The 18,136-nt window shown below is 63.9% G+C and carries 21 protein-coding genes; 11 read left to right on the top strand and 10 right to left on the bottom strand.

Going from position 1 to position 18,136, the window contains the following annotated elements; translation table 11 throughout:
• Nucleotides 1-21: 21 nt before the first annotated feature.
• Together LB555_RS19485 and LB555_RS19480 are read right to left on the bottom strand one after the other, a co-directional pair.
• Nucleotides 22-1,059: a zinc-binding dehydrogenase gene (locus tag LB555_RS19485; RefSeq protein WP_015315794.1), complete on the bottom strand. Its 1,038-nt coding sequence runs from the start codon at nucleotides 1,057-1,059 to the stop codon at nucleotides 22-24.
• Nucleotides 1,060-1,104: 45 nt separating this feature from the next.
• Nucleotides 1,105-2,346, bottom strand: coding sequence for an acyl-CoA dehydrogenase family protein (locus LB555_RS19480; protein ID WP_224683520.1), 1,242 nt, complete (start codon nucleotides 2,344-2,346; stop codon nucleotides 1,105-1,107).
• Nucleotides 2,347-2,459: 113 nt separating this feature from the next.
• On the opposite strand from LB555_RS19480, the gene LB555_RS19475 reads away from it, so the two are divergent.
• The 6 genes from LB555_RS19475 (at nucleotide 2,460) to LB555_RS19450 (ending at nucleotide 6,783) form a co-directional block, all read left to right on the top strand.
• Nucleotides 2,460-3,275 carry an SDR family oxidoreductase gene (locus LB555_RS19475; RefSeq protein WP_224596296.1) on the top strand — a complete coding sequence of 272 codons (816 nt, stop codon included), beginning with the start codon at nucleotides 2,460-2,462 and terminating at the stop codon, nucleotides 3,273-3,275.
• Between the two features lie 39 nt (nucleotides 3,276-3,314).
• Nucleotides 3,315-3,800 carry a MaoC family dehydratase gene (locus LB555_RS19470; RefSeq protein WP_023770549.1) on the top strand — a complete coding sequence of 162 codons (486 nt, stop codon included), beginning with the start codon at nucleotides 3,315-3,317 and terminating at the stop codon, nucleotides 3,798-3,800.
• A complete protein-coding gene (locus LB555_RS19465) occupies nucleotides 3,797-4,831 on the top strand; it encodes a phosphotransferase (RefSeq protein ID WP_224683519.1) in 1,035 nt (344 codons plus the stop codon). The genes LB555_RS19470 and LB555_RS19465 overlap by 4 nt, the downstream gene beginning before the upstream one ends.
• Nucleotides 4,832-4,834: 3 nt before the next feature.
• Nucleotides 4,835-5,611, top strand: a complete 777-nt coding sequence (locus LB555_RS19460) for an SDR family NAD(P)-dependent oxidoreductase (RefSeq protein WP_224683518.1) — start codon at nucleotides 4,835-4,837, stop codon at nucleotides 5,609-5,611.
• A gap of 91 nt (nucleotides 5,612-5,702) precedes the next feature.
• Nucleotides 5,703-6,347, top strand: coding sequence for a TetR/AcrR family transcriptional regulator (locus LB555_RS19455; protein WP_224683517.1), 645 nt, complete (start codon nucleotides 5,703-5,705; stop codon nucleotides 6,345-6,347).
• A 187-nt stretch (nucleotides 6,348-6,534) separates the two neighbouring features.
• Nucleotides 6,535-6,783, top strand: a complete 249-nt coding sequence (locus tag LB555_RS19450) for a DUF680 domain-containing protein (protein WP_140661748.1) — start codon at nucleotides 6,535-6,537, stop codon at nucleotides 6,781-6,783.
• A 49-nt stretch (nucleotides 6,784-6,832) separates the two neighbouring features.
• On the opposite strand, the gene LB555_RS19445 is transcribed toward LB555_RS19450, so the two are convergent.
• The 8 genes from LB555_RS19445 to LB555_RS19410 all read right to left on the bottom strand — a co-directional run bounded on the left by LB555_RS19445 (nucleotide 6,833) and on the right by LB555_RS19410 (nucleotide 14,577).
• A complete protein-coding gene (locus tag LB555_RS19445) occupies nucleotides 6,833-7,882 on the bottom strand; it encodes a Gfo/Idh/MocA family protein (RefSeq protein WP_224683516.1) in 1,050 nt (349 codons plus the stop codon).
• Nucleotides 7,882-8,667, bottom strand: coding sequence for a ThuA domain-containing protein (locus LB555_RS19440; RefSeq protein ID WP_015315785.1), 786 nt, complete (start codon nucleotides 8,665-8,667; stop codon nucleotides 7,882-7,884). Before LB555_RS19440 ends, LB555_RS19445 begins: the two co-directional genes overlap by 1 nt.
• A 76-nt stretch (nucleotides 8,668-8,743) precedes the next feature.
• Nucleotides 8,744-8,968 carry a hypothetical protein gene (locus LB555_RS19435; RefSeq protein WP_041163323.1) on the bottom strand — a complete coding sequence of 75 codons (225 nt, stop codon included), beginning with the start codon at nucleotides 8,966-8,968 and terminating at the stop codon, nucleotides 8,744-8,746.
• A 58-nt stretch (nucleotides 8,969-9,026) separates the two neighbouring features.
• Nucleotides 9,027-9,608, bottom strand: coding sequence for a sarcosine oxidase subunit gamma (locus tag LB555_RS19430; RefSeq protein ID WP_224683515.1), 582 nt, complete (start codon nucleotides 9,606-9,608; stop codon nucleotides 9,027-9,029).
• Entirely contained in the window at nucleotides 9,601-12,594 is a 2,994-nt protein-coding gene (locus LB555_RS19425; protein ID WP_224683514.1) for a sarcosine oxidase subunit alpha, read from the bottom strand. The genes LB555_RS19430 and LB555_RS19425 overlap by 8 nt, the downstream gene beginning before the upstream one ends.
• Nucleotides 12,591-12,887 (bottom strand): sarcosine oxidase subunit delta, encoded by a 297-nt coding sequence (locus LB555_RS19420; protein WP_015315781.1) that lies wholly within the window; start codon nucleotides 12,885-12,887, stop codon nucleotides 12,591-12,593. The genes LB555_RS19425 and LB555_RS19420 overlap by 4 nt, the downstream gene beginning before the upstream one ends.
• Before the next feature lie 11 nt (nucleotides 12,888-12,898).
• Entirely contained in the window at nucleotides 12,899-13,321 is a 423-nt protein-coding gene (locus LB555_RS19415) for a hypothetical protein (RefSeq protein ID WP_140619005.1), read from the bottom strand.
• Between the two features lie 2 nt (nucleotides 13,322-13,323).
• On the bottom strand, nucleotides 13,324-14,577 hold the full coding sequence (locus tag LB555_RS19410; protein ID WP_140713332.1) for a sarcosine oxidase subunit beta: 1,254 nt from the start codon (nucleotides 14,575-14,577) through the stop codon (nucleotides 13,324-13,326).
• Nucleotides 14,578-14,774: 197 nt separating this feature from the next.
• Between LB555_RS19410 and LB555_RS19405 the strand changes: the two genes are divergently transcribed.
• The 5 genes from LB555_RS19405 (at nucleotide 14,775) to LB555_RS19385 (ending at nucleotide 17,948) form a co-directional block, all read left to right on the top strand.
• Nucleotides 14,775-15,149, top strand: coding sequence for a DUF2568 domain-containing protein (locus tag LB555_RS19405; RefSeq protein ID WP_224683513.1), 375 nt, complete (start codon nucleotides 14,775-14,777; stop codon nucleotides 15,147-15,149).
• Nucleotides 15,150-15,251: 102 nt separating this feature from the next.
• On the top strand, nucleotides 15,252-16,010 hold the full coding sequence (locus LB555_RS19400) for an SDR family oxidoreductase (RefSeq protein ID WP_140713330.1): 759 nt from the start codon (nucleotides 15,252-15,254) through the stop codon (nucleotides 16,008-16,010).
• 127 nt (nucleotides 16,011-16,137) lie between these two features.
• Nucleotides 16,138-16,524 carry an SET domain-containing protein gene (locus LB555_RS19395; protein WP_140713328.1) on the top strand — a complete coding sequence of 129 codons (387 nt, stop codon included), beginning with the start codon at nucleotides 16,138-16,140 and terminating at the stop codon, nucleotides 16,522-16,524.
• A 175-nt stretch (nucleotides 16,525-16,699) separates the two neighbouring features.
• Nucleotides 16,700-16,966, top strand: coding sequence for a 30S ribosomal protein S21 (gene rpsU, locus LB555_RS19390; protein ID WP_010911429.1), 267 nt, complete (start codon nucleotides 16,700-16,702; stop codon nucleotides 16,964-16,966).
• Nucleotides 16,967-17,105: 139 nt separating this feature from the next.
• Nucleotides 17,106-17,948, top strand: coding sequence for a tetratricopeptide repeat protein (locus LB555_RS19385; protein ID WP_015315775.1), 843 nt, complete (start codon nucleotides 17,106-17,108; stop codon nucleotides 17,946-17,948).
• The last annotated feature ends 188 nt before the right edge of the window (nucleotides 17,949-18,136 follow it).

Raw genomic sequence — 18,136 nt, 5'->3', positions numbered from 1 at the left:
CCGGCGCCGCATAAGACGGCATCAGGGCCGGATGAACACCTTGCCGTTGGGCTTGGCCAGTTCCGCCGGCATTCGCGCCATTGCCTCGGCCAGCGGAATGACCGCCGTCACGTCGGTCGACCAGCGTCCGTCGGAAAAACGCTTCTGTGCCTCGAGGACCGCCGGACCTCGCCGATCCCTGGATTGCCGCATCCACTCGCTCAGCCAGAAGCCTTCGATGTGCTTGTGCTGGAAGATCAGCTGGCCAGGCTCGCGGATGATCGTTGCCTCGGGATCAAGCCGGCCGTAGATGATCCAGCGCGCCCTTTTTGGCATCGCGTTGAAGATGGCTGACGCCAGCGGCCCGGTGACGGCATCGAGGAAGATGCGCGGCTGTTCGGCCTTCATCACCTCGCGCAGCGTGGCCTCGAAATCAGGCACCTTCTCGTTGAGGACATGCGCCGCTCCAAGTTGTTTCAGCAACGCGATCTGCTCGTCACGGCGCACCGTGACAACAGGCCGAAACCCTTCCTCCCTCGCCAGCCCGATGATCAGCTTGCAGAGCTGGCTCGCACCGGCGGTCATGACGAAGGCCTTTTCGCCTTCCTGCTTGACGATGTCGAACATGGCGATCGCGGTCAGCGGATTGACGATCATCGCAGCGCCATCCTCGTCTCGAACCGTATCGAGAAGCGGAATGCAGGCCGCCGCCTCGGCGACGGCATATTCAGCCCACGAGCCCCAATTGCTCAGACCGGTGGCGAAAGCGACGCGCTTGCCGACAAGGCTCTTGGGATAGGGCTCCTCGCTGCCCGCGACGACCGTGCCGACACCCTCGAAGCCGGCCGGACGGCCCATAACGCGCGGCTGGCCGTACTGGCCCTTGATGAAGGCGACATCCGATGGATTGATCGAAGCGAGGCTGACCTTGATCAGCACTTGGCCAGGTCCGGGCGCAGGCACAGGGATGCTGCCCGGCTCGAGATACGGCTCCATCGCCTCGAGCGCACTGCCGCTCGGCGTCCTCGTATAGCCGTCACCGACCAAGAGCAGCGCCTTCATTTCGGAGGGGATCGTCATTGACGGTATTCCTTGTTTGTCAGCGGCAACGCTGCCGGGCAGCGCTCAGATCTTTTCATGCGTGTATTTCTTCAGCTCCATGCGTGCCACCTGCCGCCGATGCACTGCATCGGGCCCGTCGGCGAGGCGCAGCGTCCTGAGATGCGTCCACGAGCGTGCGAGAGGCGTATCCTGGCTGATGCCTTGCGCGCCGAACATCTGCACCGCCTCGTCGGTGACCTTGAGCGCCACGCGCGGCGCGATGACCTTGATCTGGCTGATCCAGGGGGCCGCGGCCCGCGAGTCGCCCTGATCGATCATCCATGCCGCCTTGAGGCAGAGCAGCCGGGCCATCTCGATCTCCATGCGACATTCGGCAATGATGTCGAGATTGGCGCCGAGTTTCGCCAGCTTCTGGCCGAAGGCCTCGCGGCGTAGGGAACGCTGGCATAGCATCTCCAGCGCCATCTCGGCCTGGCCGATGGCGCGCATGCAGTGATGGATGCGGCCGGGGCCGAGCCGGCCTTGCGCGATTTCGAAGCCCCTGCCCTCGCCGAGGATCAGGTTCGACGTCGATATCCGCACATTGTCGAAGCGAAGATGCATGTGGCCATGCGGCGCGTCATCGTCGCCATAGACCTGCATCGCCCGGACCTTGGTCACACCCTTCGCGCCCGAGGGAACCAGGATCATCGAATGGCGGCGGTGCTGTGGCTCTTCATCGCCGGCGGTCCGCACCATGACGATGTAAATGGCGCAGCGCGGGTCACCGGCACCCGACGCCCACCATTTCTCGCCGTTGAGCAGATAGTCGCCGCCCTGTCGCTCGCAGCGCATGGAAATGTTGGTGGCGTCGGAGGAGGCGACGTCCGGCTCCGTCATGAGATAGGCCGAGCGGATCTTTCCGTCCAGCAGCGGCTCGAGCCATTCCCGCTTGTGCTCGGCCGAGCCGTAGCGTTCCAGAACCTCCATGTTGCCGGTGTCGGGTGCCGAGCAGTTGAAGGTTTCGGCGCCCAGATGCGCCTTGCCCATCTCCTCGGCCAAATAGGCGTATTCGACGGTGGACAGGCCGTAGCCGCGCTCCGAGCCGGTCAGCCAGAAGTTCCACAGGCCGCGCTCCCGTGCGGTCTTCTTCAGCCCCTCAAGGATCTCCCCCTGGCGCTTGCTGTAGACCCAACGGTCGCCGGCCTTGCCGACCTCGCTCAGGAATTCCTTGTCGAGCGGCATGATCTCGTCGCGCACCATGGCCGCGACGCGGGCGTGGATCGGCCTCAACCGCTCGGTCATGCCGAGATTCATCTCCGTCATCGGTCGCTAACCCTTCATGCAGGCCGGGCATTTTGTCAGTGGCAAGGATGACCGTACTTCGGATAGCCTTGTCAACGCGAACTGTTTGCCCGCAGGCCGTGCGGAGGATTGTGATGAGCTATCTGGACGATCTGTTTTCGGTCACCGGCAAGACCGCGCTGGTGACGGGAGCCGCGACCGGCATCGGCCGCATGGCGGCGACCGCGCTGGTCAATGCCGGCGCCAGCGTGATGATCGCCTCGCGCAAGGGCGAGGACTGCGTCAAGGTGGCCAGTGAATTGAACGGGCTTGGCGCTCCGGGCCAAGCGGAAGGCTTTGCCGGCGACGTCTCCAGCGAAGCCGGCATTGCCGCCTTGGTCGGCGAGGTCAAGGCGCGCACCGGCAAACTCGATATCCTCATCAACAATGCCGGCGTGTCCTGGGGCGCGCCGCTGGAGAGCTTCCCTTATTCGGCATGGGCCAAGGTGTTCGGCGTCAATGTCACCGCGGTCTTCCATCTGACGCGCGAATTGCTGCCGCTGCTCGATGCCGCCGCCAGCGACGAAGATCCTGCCCGCGTGATCAATCTGGGCTCGGTGATGGGAACGCAGCCGCTGGCCGACGACGCCTATTCCTACACCGCCTCCAAGGCGGCCGTTCATCACCTGACACGCACGCTGGCGCTCGAATTCGCCGGCCGCCGCATCACCGTCAACGCCTTTGCCCCCGGTCCCTTCCAGAGCCGCATGACCGCATTTGCCACCGGCACGGACGAGCAGGCCAGGCATGTCGGCGGCCATGTCCCGATCGGCCGCATCGGCACACCGGATGACATTGCCGGCGCAACGCTCTATTTGTGCAGCCGTGCAGGCAGCTATGTCACCGGCGCCATCCTTCCGATCGACGGCGGGCAGTCGGTGCAGCATGGGTTGACCTTGTTCAAGGAATGACATTTTCCGGCCGCAGAAGCCGGAGGTGAACTGGAGGACATGAGCGTGGAACCAATCAGTCTCGATGTGCTTCTGGCCAGTGTCGGCAAGGAGGTCGGCGTTTCGCCCTGGCGGGTGGTCACGCAACGCATGATCGACCAGTTCGCCGACGCCACCGACGACCACCAGTTCATCCACTGCGATCCGGAGCGGGCCAAGCGCGAAACGCCGTTCGGCGGCACCATCGCGCATGGCTTCCTGTCGCTGTCGCTGCTGTCGGCGATGACGTTCGAAACCATGCCGCCGCTGGAAAACGGCAAGATGGGCGTCAATCACGGTTTCGATTCGCTGCGCTTCCTCGCCCCGGTGAAGACCGGCGCGCGCATCCGCACCCGTTTCGTGCTGGCCGACGTCAAGGTCAGGCCGTCGGGCTGGGTGCAGACGGCGCACGACGTGACCATCGAGATCGAAGGCTCCAAAAAACCGGCGCTCACCGCCCGTTGGCTGACGCTGACCTTGCTTGAACGCCAGCCCGAGACAGCATGAACGACGCCAACGCGCTCGACCAGGCGACGCTCGCGCCTTACCTCGACGCGCATATCCCGGGTTTTTTCGGACTCGCGGCCATCGAAAAATTCAAATCCGGCCAATCCAACCCGACCTATCTCCTGACGGCGGCAAGCGGCCGTTACGTGCTGCGCGCCAAACCGCCAGGCCAACTCCTGAAATCGGCTCACCAGGTAGACCGCGAATTCCGTGTGATGAAGGCGCTTTCCGGCACCGCCGTACCAGTGCCCGAAATGCTGCACCTGTCGACCGAGGATTCGCCCATCGGCCGCATGTTTTACGTCATGGATTTCCTCGACGGCCGCATCTTCTGGGATCCGGCACTGCCGGAGGCGCACGGCAACGAGGAACGCGCCGCGATCTACGACGCCATGAACGCCACGCTCGCCGCCCTGCACGATGTCGATGTCGAGGCCGTGGGTCTTGGCGATTTCGGACGCCCCGGCAATTACTTCGAGCGGCAGCTGGCACGCTGGACCAGCCAGTACCGTGCTTCCGAAGCCGGTATCATTGCCGACATGGACCGGCTGATCGCCTGGCTGGAAACCCACCTGCCGGTCGATGACGGCCTGATATCGCTGGTGCATGGCGACTATCGGCTGGACAATCTGATCTTTGCGCCGGACCAGCCGAGGGTACTGGCGGTGCTCGATTGGGAATTGTCGACATCGGGCCACCCCTTCGCCGACATCGCCTATCAATGCATGCAATGGCGCCTGCCGCATGCCTCCGGCTTTCGCGGCCTTGGCGGCATCGATCGCCCGGCCCTCGGCCTGCCCTTGGAAGAAGACTATGTCGCTGCCTATTGCCGGCGGCGCGGCCTCGCCGGCATCGGCAACTGGACGTTCTTCCTCGCCTTCTCCTTCTTCCGCCTGGCGGCAATCTGCCAGGGTGTCTACAAGCGGGCGCTGGACGGCAATGCTTCCAATCCGGAAAAAGCCAGGACCTATGGCGAGGCGGTGAAGCTGCTGTCGCACCTCGCCGCCGAGCTGATCGACAAGGAAGACTAAGCAATGGGCCGCGTTGATGGAACCACGGTGCTGATCACGGGCGCGGCCGGCGGCCTCGGCCGTGGCGCCGCCAAGGGCTTTGCCGCCGAAGGCGCCCGGCTGGTTCTCTCGGACCTGGATGAAACGGCCCTGATGAGTTTCGCCGAGACGCTCGATACCGAGACCGCGATGCTGGCAGGCAACATTGCCGAGGAGGCACTGTCGGAAGCACTGGTGGCGCTGGCGTTGGAAAAATTTGGCCGCCTGGATGTCGCCGTCAACAATGCCGGCATCGTTCAGAGTTTCGTGCGCCTGCCGCAGGTTCCATCGGACGAAGCCCGCCGGGTGCTCGAGATCGACCTGCTCGGCGTCTTCTACGCCATGAAGCACCAGATCCCGCAAATGGAGCGGCAGTTCAAGGCGACCGGCAAGGGCGGCGCCATCGTCAACATTGCCTCGGCCGCCGGCCTTTCGGGCGCGCCGAAGCTTTCGGTCTATGCAGCCGCCAAGCATGGCGTGATCGGCCTGACCCGCTCGGCGGCGGTCGAATATGCCAGCAAGGGTCTGCGCATCAATGCCATCTGCCCCGCCCACACCAGAACGGGCATGATAGACGGTTTCGTGAGCGTCTCCGGCATTCCGGAGGCAGAGGCGTTGGCCGAGCTGACCCGGGGCATACCGATGAAGCGCGTGGCGGAAGTCGACGAGATCACCACGGCCATCCTGTTTGCCGCCGACCCGGCCAATTCCTTCATGACCGGCCATGCGCTGGCCATCGATGGCGGTGTCGGCGCGATCTGACGCCTGCCGCGTGGGAACCCGCGGCGCCCTTGTCCGTTTCCGTACAGCGTATATAATTTAGCCAGGCACCAACCAGACAAGGGCAACGGACTTGCCGCTGAGCGTCCAGAAACGCCGCGAGAAACAAAAGGCCGAACTGCGCTCGGAGCTTGTCGCGGCCGCGCACAAGCTCGTCCAGGAAGAAGGCTATGAAGGCTTGACCATCCGCAAGCTGGCCAAGCGGGTCGGCTATGCGCCGATGTCGGTCTATTCCTACTTCGCCGACAAGCAGGACATCCTGTTCGCCCTGGCCGAGGACGCGTTCGAAACGCTCGCCCGACGCATCGAGGAGCACCCGTCCGACGATCCGATCGAGGCCTTGCAGGCGGTCATGACCGAATATGCCGCCTTCGGGCTCGGCAACCCCAACGAATACCGCACCGTCTTCATGACCGAAAAGACCAAGCTGCCGGAAGGCAGGAGCTACGAGGACATGGAGGAAAGCAACCCCGCAATGAAGGCGCTGATCAGCAGGGTCGAGGACTGTGTCGCCGCCGGCAAATTGCATGGCGATCCACGCGCCATCGCCACCATATTGTGGGCCGTCGGCCATGGCACGATCTCGCTTTTGATCACCTTCCCCTTCTACCCGTTCGGCGACCCGCAGGCTTTCGTGAAGCGGATGTGCGACTTCACCCTTGCCACGCTCAGCACGCAATATGTGCCGCCACTGACCGAGACACCGGTCAACTGCTGAGCGCTATATCCTTTGTTCTCCCAGATTCCGCACCGCCCCTCCAAGCCTTCCGCGGCGACTTTCTTGGTTAACAAAAAACTACCGTACGCGTACGATTTTTTCTTGAACTTCGCGATCGACGGACGTATCTGTACGAGATAACGTACATGTACGGAAAAAATTCACCCGCCGAAACCGGAGACAGACCATGAAAAAGACACTCCTCACCCTCGCCGCCGTGCTGGCACTTTCGGGCTCGGCCTTTGCCGCCAACGCCACCCACGCGGTCAAGCACGTTCCCGCCGCGACCTGCGTCGACACCAAGACCAATATGAAGCTCGATTGCGCTTCGACCGGCTCAGTCGACAAGGAGGCCTCCACGGAAGCCACGACCGACGGGAAGGGTCCCCGGCTCGGCATCACGGTGAACCCGTGGATCATGCCGAGCGCCTACTGAGATTTTTCGAAAGTAGGTTCTGGCCGGCTCAGCCGGCCGGATGGTGATTTCAGCCGATCGAGACCGGCAGTTTGGTCGCTGAACTTTCGAAGGCGGCGTCGATCAGCCTTTGCATGTCGGCGGCCCGCCGGAACGACGGATCACCGTTCTGTCCCGTGTCCAGCGCATCGACAAAGCGCTGGGCGTTGTGCTTGACGCCTGGAGGCGTCAGCGTCCGCCAACGGTGCTGATCGACGTCGTCACCCAGGCAAGCGGACAGTTTCGAAACCTTGCCGTCGGTCTCGACCTTGATCGCGCCCTTGGTACCGTGCAGGGCCAGCGACAAATCATTGCCGTGGCCTGTCGTGTAGCGGCTGGCCATGATCGTGGCCAGCGCGCCTGAACCGAGCCGCGCCGTTATCGCCAAGCTGTCATTGACGTCGAGCACATAGTCGCCGATGCGGTCGCCCTCCGCCTTCGGAAACGTCACCAGATCGGCATGCAGGCTGACGATATCCTCGGCCGCCCCATAGGTCGCGAAGTCGAGGATATGGATGCCGACATCGCCCAAAACACCTGTCGAACCGTGCCGGCCCGACAGGCGCCACAGCCATTTGTCGTCGATCCGCCAATCGCCCCAGAACTTGCTGACCAGCCAGCTTTGCCGGTAGCCCGCCTCGACATGGCGCAACTCGCCGATCTCGCCGGCCTGCACCATGCGCCGCGCCTCCTGGATCACCGGAGTGTTGCGATAGGTCAGGTTGACCATGTTGACGAGCCCGGCCGCCTCGGCGGCATCGCTCATCGCAAGCGCATCGGCGTGGTTCGGCGCCAGCGGCTTTTCGCAGAACACATGTTTCCCGGCGGCCAGCAGGGCCAGCGTCGTCGCCTTGTGAACCTGGTCGGGCGTGGCGTTGATGGCGGCATCGAACTCACCCCAAGCGATCGCCGCATCGAGGCTTTCAAAGAAAGTGCCTATTTTGTTGGCGGCTGCGAACGCCGCCGCGCGGCCCGGCAGGTGGTCCACGCAAGCGACGATGGCGCAGCCCGGGACCTGACCGAACTCCTCGATATGATGCGCCGCGATCCAACCGGTGCCGAGCAAAAGCAGGCGGTGCATCAGCTCAGTCCCCTGTCACCGTCCGCATGCAGGCGCAGGCCTTTCTGGACGATCTTCTCCTTGGCCTTGTCCGTCGACACGTTTGGCGCATTGGTGATGCCGGACCAGGCCGGGGCCGGGTTGTGCGCCCAATGCACGGCGTTGCGCAGCACCTGCTGAACGCCTTCATTGTGATAGATCGGATAGGTCTCATGGCCCGGCGAGAAGTAGAAGATTTTTCCCGCCCCGCGCTGATAGGTCAGCCCCGATCGGAACACCTCGCCGCCTTGGTACCAGGAGACAAATACCGTCTCCAGCGGCTCCGGCACCGCGAACGGCTCGCCATACATTTCCGTCTCGCCGATCTCCAGGCATTCGCCGATGCCTTGCGCGATCGGGTGGCCGCGGTTGATCGCCCAGACACGCTCGCGCTCGCCCGCCTCGCGCCATTTCAGCGAACAGGGCGTGCCCATCAGCCGCTTGAAGATCTTCGAGTAGTGGCCGGAATGGAGCACGATCAACCCCATGCCTTCCCAGACCCGCTTCTGCACGCGCTCGACGATCTCGTCCTTGACCTCGCCGTGGGCGGCATGGCCCCACCATAAAAGCACGTCGGTGGCGGCCAGGCGCGTCTCGCTCAGGCCATGCTCGGGTTCCTGCAAGGTGGCGGTGGTCGCTTCGACGCCCTTGTCCTGGTTGAGTGCGGCGGCAATGGTGCCATGCATACCCAGCGGATAGAGGTCGCGCACGGCAGCATTGGTCTGTTCATGGACGTTTTCACCCCAGACAACGGCTCTAACAGGCATTTTTCCTCTCCAAAGCGCTTTGAATATCGCATCCACGGAGGTCTTGGGAAGAGGCCGTCAGCCAAAAATTCTGAAATCAGGGTTTGCGGGTCTTGCGGCCGGGGACGGTCTTGGCCTTGCCGGGTTTCGCCGGTGCTCCAGGAATGGACGACCCGGTAATCGACACGGGATCGCTGGCCGGGAACGTGTCCTCGAGGCCTTCCTCAAGTTCCTCTTCGGCGTCGGCCTCGTAATGCCGCTCATGTTCGAGCGAACGGACCGCCGCGGTCTTCGGCGATTTCGGCGCGGACTTCGACGGCATCGGCATCTCTCCCTCGACTGTCGCCGCTCAACGGACGCGGGCGGCAAACGTTCCGGGGTCAGCCGGCGGCGTCGCGGGCTCCCTCGGACAGGAAAGTAAAGACATAGTCCGAGAAGGAACGCCAGCACTCGACCCGGAAGGCCTCGTCGGCCGTGCGCAGCAGCACGATCTCGGCCTTGCCGAGAATGGTGCGCGAAGCGGCGCCCACCGGGAAGGCGTCGAGCGACAGGTCCTGCGGGCAGCCCGAATTGATCGCGGCTTCCGCCGCCGGACCGGCGACTAAAATCGCGATGTTGCGATGCGAGATGCCGACCGACGAATGCAAGGCGGAAACTCCTGCGCAATCGGCGAGTGGGTCCTTGCCGGCCTCGTCGATGACAAGCCACTCGTCCGGGCCAAGCCACAGCGCCGTACGCCCGCCCTTCGACGCCGAGGTTTTTGGCTTCTTCGGCAAGGTCAGGCCGAGCGCCTTCGACAAAGCGGCGACTGAAGCCTCCGGGGCGCGCAGCGAGATACGCTCGGCCGGCGGCAGCACATCGACCTTGACACCCGTTGCGGAGACAGTGCGCCCGGCCAATGCCGGACGCCGCTCTGCTGATGGTGAAGCCATCGTGGCCGTCTTTGCAGCAGCCTTAGCCATTGAGGCGCCCTCCCGTCTCGTCGAAGAACACCATGCCGGTAACCTCCACTTCGATGACCCCGTTCGGCATCGGTACATAGAGCGTGTCGCCCATCCGGTCACGGCCGCCGGCCACCAGCCCGAGCGCGATGGAACGGCCGCAATTTTGCGACCAATAGCTCGACGTGACATGGCCGATCATCTTCATCGGGATCGCCTGTTTGGGATCCTGGACGATCTGCGCGCCTTCTTCCAGCACCACCTTTGGATCCTTGGTCTTCAGGCCGACCAGTTGCTTGCGCCCCTTGGCGACGAGATCAGGCCGCGTCAGGCCGCGAATGCCGACGAAATCGGCCTTCTTCTTGCCGACCGCCCAGTCGAGGCCGGCATCGTTTGGCGTCACCGTACCGTCCGTATCCTGGCCTACGATGATGTAGCCCTTCTCGGCGCGCAGCACGTGCATCGCCTCGGTACCATAGGCGGCGGCGCCATGCTTCTGGCCCTCGGCCCACAACGCTTCCCAGACCGCCTGGCCATGGTCGGCCGGCACATTGACCTCGAAACCGCGCTCGCCGGTGAACGACATGCGGAACAGCCTCGTCGGCACGCCGCAGATCTTGCCCTCGCGCACCGACATGTGCGGCAGCGCCTCGTCGGACATGTCGATGCCTTCGACCAGCGGCGCGATGATGTCGCGCGACTTCGGCCCCTGAACGGCAATGACCGCCCACTGCTCGGTGATCGAGGTCAGCCAGACATTAAGATGCGGGAACTCGGTCTGGAGGTAATCCTCCATGTGGTTCATGACGCGCGGCGCGCCGCCCGTCGTCGTCGTTACATGGAAGCGGTCCGGCGCCAACCTGCCGACGACGCCGTCATCATAGATGAAGCCGTCCTCGCGCAGCATGATGCCATAGCGGCAGCGGCCCGGCTCCAGCTTCTCCCACGGATTGGTGTAGAGCAGTTCCATGAACTTCGCCGCGTCGGGGCCGACCACTTCGATCTTGCCCAGCGTCGAGGCATCGAACAGGCCGGCCTGGTTGCGCACGGCGACGCATTCGCGGTCGACCGCCGCATGCATGTCCTCGCCTGCCTTGGGGAAGTACCAGGCGCGCTTCCACTGGCCGACATCCTCGAACACCGCGCCTTTCGCCTCGGCCCAGGGATGGATCGCGGTTCTGCGTGTCGGGTCGAACAGCGGCCCACGCGCGTGGCTGACGATCGCGCCGAAGGTGACAGGCGTGTAGGGGGCGCGGAACGTGGTCAGGCCGACTTCCGGGATCGGCTTGCCCAGCGTTTCGGCGGCAATCGCCAGTCCGTGCATGTTAGAGGTCTTGCCCTGGTCGGTCGCCATGCCGTTGGTGGTGAAGCGCTTGACATGCTCGATCGAGCGCATGCCTTCATGCACCGCCTGGCGGATGTCCTTGGCGGTCACGTCGTTCTGGAAATCGATGAAGGCTTTCACCGTCGTGTCCGGCCCGGCGCCGGGGCCAGCACCCAGCATGCCGCGCGACCAGCTTTCCGAGGCTTCGACCTTCGGCTTGGCGCCCTTGGACGCCTTGCCGCCTGTTTCTTTCGCCGCCTTGGCGCCCGCCGCATAGGCCTCGTCCACGGTCGCCGTCAGGCCGTCGGTGCCGTTGCAGGCGCCGACCGACACGCAGTCCTGCGCGTAGGTGCCGGGCACGAAGCGCTTGGTCTCGTCGTTGAAGGCGACCTTGCCGCGCGATTGCGAGAACAGATGCACCGACGGCGTCCAGCCGGCGGACATCAGGATCGCATCGACGGGAATAGTGCGTTCGCCGCCGCCATTCTTCGGCTGCACCGTCATCGACGACACCCGTAGCTTGCCGCCGGCGCGGATCACGGCACGGCCGAAATTGATCTCGATGCCGAGGGCCCTGGCCTCATCGATCACCGGGCCGGTCGGGTTGTCACGCAAATCAACGATCGCCGCCACGTTGATGCCGGCCTTCTTCAGGTCGATCGCGGCGCCGTAAGCCGAATCATTGGCGGTGTAGACGCCGACATTCCGGCCGACCGCGACACCATAATGGTTGAGGAAGGTGCGCGCCGCACCCGCCAGCATGATGCCGGGCCTGTCATTGTTGGCAAACACCATGTGACGCTCGATGGCGCCGGAGGCCAGCACCACGCGCTTGGCGCGGACCTGCCAGAGCCGTTCGCGCGGCAGATCGTGGCCGGGGACCTTCAGGTGATCGCTGACGCGCTCGACCAGACCGACGAAATTCTGCGCGTAATAGCCGAACGCCGTGGTGCGCGGCAGCACCCGGACATTGTCCATCGCGCTCAGTCTGGCGATCGCCGCTTGTGCCCAGGCAAAGCCGTCCTGGCCGTCGATCTTCGCACCAGATTCGAAGCGCAGGCTGCCGCCGAACTCGGCTTGCTCGTCGGCCAGGATGACGCGCACGCCGGTCTCCGCCGCGGCAAGTGCCGCCGCAATGCCGGCCGCGCCGCCACCCAGCACCAGCACGTCGCAATGGGCGTAGCGCGAGGAATAATGGTCGGGATCGGGTTTGTCGGGCGAAACACCGAGGCCGGCGGCTTCGCGGATCTTGGGTTCGTAAAGGCTCTTCCAGGCCGCCTTCGGCCACATGAAGGTCTTGTAGTAGAAGCCGGCCGAGAACAGCGGCGAGGCCAGGTCGTTGACCGCGCTGACATCGAAGGACAGCGACGGCCAGCGGTTCTGCGAATTGGCGGCGAGCCCGTCATAGAGCTCCTGCACGGTGGCGCGCACGTTCGGCGTCTTGCGCGCGTCGTCGCGCACGATCTGCACCAGCGCGTTCGGCTCCTCCGCGCCGGCCGACAGGATGCCGCGCGGGCGGTGGTACTTGAACGATCGGCCGACCAGATGCACGCCATTGGCGAGCAGCGCCGATGCCAGAGTGTCCCCCTCGATGCCCGCGTAGGACTGGCCGTCGAAGCTGAACCGCGCGGTCTTGGCCTGGCTAAGGCGTCCGGCGCCGGGAATGCGCAACGCGCCGCTCATTTCGCTACTCCGGGCAGCTTGGAGGGTTTCGGTTCGCCGGCCTTGTAGGTCATGACGAACTTGTCAGTCACGGTGTCACGCACCGCGTTGAAGAAGCGCGCGCAGCCATGCATGTGGCGCCAGCGCTCATAGATAATGCCCTTTGGATTGGAGCGGATGAAGAAGAACTTCTCGAAGTCGTCGTCGCTCTCGCCTGATATGTTGGCCGAGCGTGCGATGTGCGCCTCGCCGGCGTTGCGGAATTCGAGTTCCGGGCGCTCTTCCTCGCAATAGGGGCAGCGGATGAGAAGCATCGTGTTTGTTCCTACAATTCGCCGTGGCCGACGCGCGCGCCAGCCGGTTGATCGCAAAGCTTCTGGCCCATGGTCATGAAGGGAGCGACGAGCCGCAGCCGCTCCTCGACGCTCGTCGCCGCGCTGAACAGATCGCGGTTGGCCATGTTGCCGAGCGTCAGCTGCATCGGATCTGTCGTAACGATGACGCCACGCGGCTGGAAATCCTCGTCTTCATCCAGCCCATGCGGCCTGCCTTCGAAGAACATCACCACTTTCTGGCCGACACTCCAGACGCAGGCGAGCATTCCCTCGTCGACAGAAAACGGCCAGCCGGTCTCGTTTCCCGCACGGCTGATCGGCTGCAGCCGCACTTCCTGCGCCGTCGGAACATGGAACATGCCCTGTTCCCCCGCCAGCATCAGCGGCACCGCGACTGCCACCTCGGCCATCATCATCAGTGCGCCACCGCCGCGGCCGCCGCCTCGTCGATGAGGCGGCCTGTGCGGAAGCGCTGGATGGTGAAGGGCGCGTTGATCGGGTGCGGATCGTCCTTGGCAATGGTGTGGGCAAAGACATGCCCGGACCCCGGCGTCGCCTTGAAGCCGCCCGTGCCCCAGCCGCAATTGACGTAGAGGCCGGGCACCGGCGTCTTGGCCAGGATCGGCGAGCGGTCGGGTGTGACGTCGACGATGCCGCCCCACGACCGCAGCATCTTCATGCGCGTGAAGATCGGGAACATTTCGCAGATGGCGTCGAGCGTATGCTGAAGAATGTGCAGCCCACCGGTCTGCGAATAGGAGACATACTGGTCGGTGCCGGCGCCGATCACCAGCTCGCCCTTGTCGGACTGCGAGATATAGGCGTGCACCGTGTTCGACATCACAACGCAAGGCACGACCGGCTTGATCGGCTCCGACACCAGCGCCTGCAGCGGATAGCTTTCCAGCGGCATGCGCACGCCGGCCATGTTCATGATGACGGAGGAGTGTCCGGCGGCGACGACGCCAACCTTCTTGGCGCCGATGAAGCCGCGCGTCGTGTCGACGCCCGTCACCGCGCCATTGGCGGCCCGCTTGACGCCGGTCACCTCGCAGTTCTGGATGATGTGCACGCCGCGCGCCGAGGCGCCGCGCGCATAACCCCAGGCGACCGCGTCATGGCGCGCCGTGCCGCCACGACGCTGCAGCGCCGCACCGACCACCGGATAGCGTGCGTCCTTGGAGGTGTTGAGCGGCGGGCAGAATGCTTTCGCCTGCTCGGGTGTCAGCCATTCATTGTCAATGCCGTTGAGCCGGTTGGCGTGCACATGGCGCTTCAGCACCTGGATGTCGTGCACATTGTGCGCCAGCATCATGACGCCACGCGCCGAATACATGACGTTGTAGTTGAGCTCCTGGGAGAGCCCGTCCCAGAGCTTCAGCGCATGGTCATAAATCCCGGCGCTCTCGTCATAGAGATAGTTGGAACGGATGATGGTGGTGTTGCGGCCGGTATTGCCGCCGCCCAGCCAGCCCTTTTCCAGCACCGCGACATTGGTGATGCCGTGCACGGTCGCGAGGTAATAGGCGGTTGCCAGCCCATGGCCGCCGGCGCCGACGATGATAACGTCGTATTCCTTCTTCGGCTCCGGCGAGGACCATTGTTCCTCCCAGCCCTTGTGGCCGCGCATGGCCTCGCGGGCGATGGCGAATACCGAATATTTCTTCACGTTCCAGCCTCGCAAATGGCAGCCGGGCGTTCATCATCAAGCCCCGGCGCGCGAGGTGTATCACTAGCGAAACAGCGCTGCCACCCTTGCGCTGTTTGCGACGGCGCTTGCCGTTTTGCGCCGCGCTGAAAAAGAGCTATCCGGCCTGGCTCCCACGATTGCCTTCAGTCACACTTCTCGGCGCTGGGATTCGGAGGATGATGATGGGCAACGCCTGGTGGAATCTCACATTGCGCTTCCTGCTGGAGCTTGCCGCCTTGCTCGGCCTCGGCATGGCAGGCTGGAGCCTTTCGGACGAAGCGTGGCGTTGGGTCCTCGCCATTGCCTTGCCGCTCGCCGCAGCCGCGGCATGGGGTATCTTCGCGGTCCTCAACGATCCAAGCCGGTCGGGCCGGGCACCGGTGCCTGTACCGGGCGCTGTCAGGCTGGCGCTGGAATTCATCGTCCTGTTCGGCGGCGGCGCGGGTTTCCATTTGGCGGGCCATACCATTACGGCCATCATCATGGCCTTGCTGATCGTCATCAGCTACGCGTTCTCGCTGGATCGTCTGGCATGGCTGCTGCGGCGGTAGTGGCGCGAATCTCTGCAGCTTTCGGGTGGCTGCTGTTCTGCCGATTTGCGACCAAGCATCCGATCGCCGGCGAAGCTGGCGCGAAGGACAAGGATGCCAAACATGCTCGCACTCGCCAACAAGATCGCCATCGTCACCGGTGCCAGTTCCGGCATCGGCCGCGCCACGGCAAAGCTGTTCGCCGAGGAAGGCGCCAAGCTCGTCATTTCCGCTCGCCGCCAAACGGCGCTTGATGCACTCGCAGTCGAAATCGAGGACGCCGGCGGCACGGCCGTCGTTCTCGCGGGAGATGTCACCGACGAGACCTATGCGAAAGCCCTCGTCGAGTTGGCGGTCGGCAGCTTCGGCGGGCTCGACATCGCGTTGAACAATGCCGGCTCCGTCGGATTGATGGGCTCCGTCCCCGACATGTCGGCACAGACATGGCACGGGACGATGGATACCAATCTGACCAGCGCCTTTCTCGGCGCGAAGTATCAGATACCGGCCATGCTGGAGCGCGGCGGCGGCTCGCTGATCTTCACATCGAGCTTTGTCGGTTACACCGCCGGCATGCCCGGCATGGCCGCCTACGCTGCCGCCAAGGCAGGCCTGATCGGTTTGACGCAGGTGCTGGCCGCCGAATATGGACCGAAGGGACTGCGCGTCAACGCGCTGCTGCCGGGTGGCACCGACACACCGGGTGCGACGACGACCACACCCGAGGCCCGCGCCTTCGTCGAGGGCCTCCATGCCCTGAAACGCATGGCCCAGCCGCAAGAGATCGCCCGCTCGGCGCTTTACCTTGCCTCTGACGCCTCGAGCTTCACCACGGGTACCGCGTTGTTTGCCGATGGCGGTGTGTCGATCAACCGGACGTGAAGGATTTTTACGGAGAACTGCCTGTTCGTCGTTGTGACGCAGGCCGCCGCTCTTGCTTTTTCGGCGCGATTTGGCGATTCCGTTTCCTGTCGAAACGGGTCTTCTTGCCAAGACGGGTTGTGAAACCATGATGCTGGTCCGAACCTATGTCGCCCAGAGCGCAATCGAAGGCGTCGGCATGTTCGCCGCCGAACCAATCCGGAAGGGCGCCTCGATCTGGCGCCTGGATCCGGATTTCGACCGGCTGATTCCGATGGACAAATATGAGGCCGCAGCCCAGCCCCTGAAGGAATTGCTCGACCGCTATGCCTATCCGAGCCCGGATAAGCCCGGTTTCATGGTCTACGAGGTCGACAATGGCCGCTTCATGAACCATTCGGCGACCCCGAACACCGACTTTTCGCAATATGGCGGTGCGACCGCGACCCGGGATATCGCCATCGGCGAGGAGATCACCTGCGACTACGGTGAGTTCTTCGAGGATTTCGAGCGGCTGCACTTGGCGACGGCGTAACGGGCACACTATCTCCAGGCGACGTGGCAATTTGGCTGTCGTCTCTCATTTCGACTGTGGACAGCGAGGCTTGATTCTGCTATCAGCCGCCACAATTCGTGGTGTGGAGCGCCGCGGAGGCTTGCGGCTATGGCTGCTTGCCTGTTGATATCAAACCCGAAAGACAGGATTGCCCGTGCAGGTACTCGTCCGCGACAATAACGTTGATCAGGCGCTTCGCGCGCTGAAGAAGAAGATGCAGCGCGAAGGCATTTTCCGCGAAATGAAGATGCGCGGCCACTACGAGAAGCCTTCCGAGAAGCGCGCCCGTGAAAAGGCCGAAGCCGTTCGCCGCGCCCGCAAGCTGGCCCGCAAGCGCGCACAGCGCGAAGGCCTGCTGCCGATGACCCCGCGTCCGGTCGCTGCTGGCGGTGCCGCCGGTGCAGCGCGTCCGCCGCGCTGATTATCGCCAATATTTCGTCCTTTTCGAAGGATACCAGGGTGGCGCGATGCGGAATCGCCGCCACCCTTTTATTTTGATGTGACCCGGCCCGGAGGGGGAACCGGACCTGAACGACGGCGCAAGTGAGGACAGGGCAGACATGAACGCAACAAGCGTGGAGCGCGGGACCGCATTGCGTGGTTTCGCCCTGACAGCGGCCCTGCTTTCCGGACTGATGCTTGCCGGCTGCCAGACATCGGGGCCGGCCGGTGAATTCAACAACATCGACAAGGCGCAAGGGTCGAGCGAGAATATCTCCTCGCTGTCGGCGGTCATCCAGCGCAATCCCCAGGATCCGGAAGGCTATAATGTCCGCGGCTCGGCCTATGGCCGCGGCGGCCAGTACCAGGCGGCGCTCAAGGATTTCAACCAGGCCATCCAGCTCAATCCGAATTTCTACCAGGCCTATTCGAACCGGGCCCTCATCCAGCGTTTCCTCGGCAACCAGGAAGCAGCCCTTGCCGACTACAATCGCTCGATCCAGATCAACGGCAATTATGACGCCGCCTATATCGGCCGCGGCAATCTCTACCGTAAGGCGGGCCGCACCCAGGATGCGTTCAACGACTTCCAGAAGGCGATCCAGCTCGACACGACGGACGCCCGCGCCTATCACAATCGCGGCCTGATCTATCAGAGCCAGGGCCAGCACAAATTCGCCATTGAGGATTTCTCGACCGCTATCTCGCTGGCCCCCGACGCCGCCGAGCCCTATAACGGCCGCGGCCTCTCCTATCTGGCGACCGGCGACGAGGATAACGCCTTCTCCGATTTCAACATGGCCATCAAGCTCGACGGCCAGAATGCCGAGGCCTGGGCCAACCAGGCGCTGATCTACGAACGGCGCGGCGACAAGGCAAAGGCGGCGAAGGCCTATCGCGAGGCTGTGCGCCTCAACCCCAGCTACCAGCCGGCCAAGGATGGCCTCGCCCGCGTCAGCTGACGTCGGCTCATCAGGCCCACGGCAAGGTGCGCACTGCATCGTGCGTATCCGAAAGGACACGCGGCGTTGAAGATCGCCGCCAATCCGGCAACCCTGTATTAACCCCCGCGACAAGCCGTTAACCCTCGCCTTGTTCGCGCCAAGTTTTCGGCGGAACGGTCGCGGCGCTCGAGACGTTACTGAAGACT

This window comes from Mesorhizobium sp. BR-1-1-10 (genome assembly GCF_020165595.1).
GTDB classification, from domain to species: Bacteria; Pseudomonadota; Alphaproteobacteria; order Rhizobiales; family Rhizobiaceae; genus Mesorhizobium; species Mesorhizobium australicum.
Note: the sequence above shows the minus strand (reverse complement) of the source record. Positions and strands in the feature narration are given on the sequence as shown.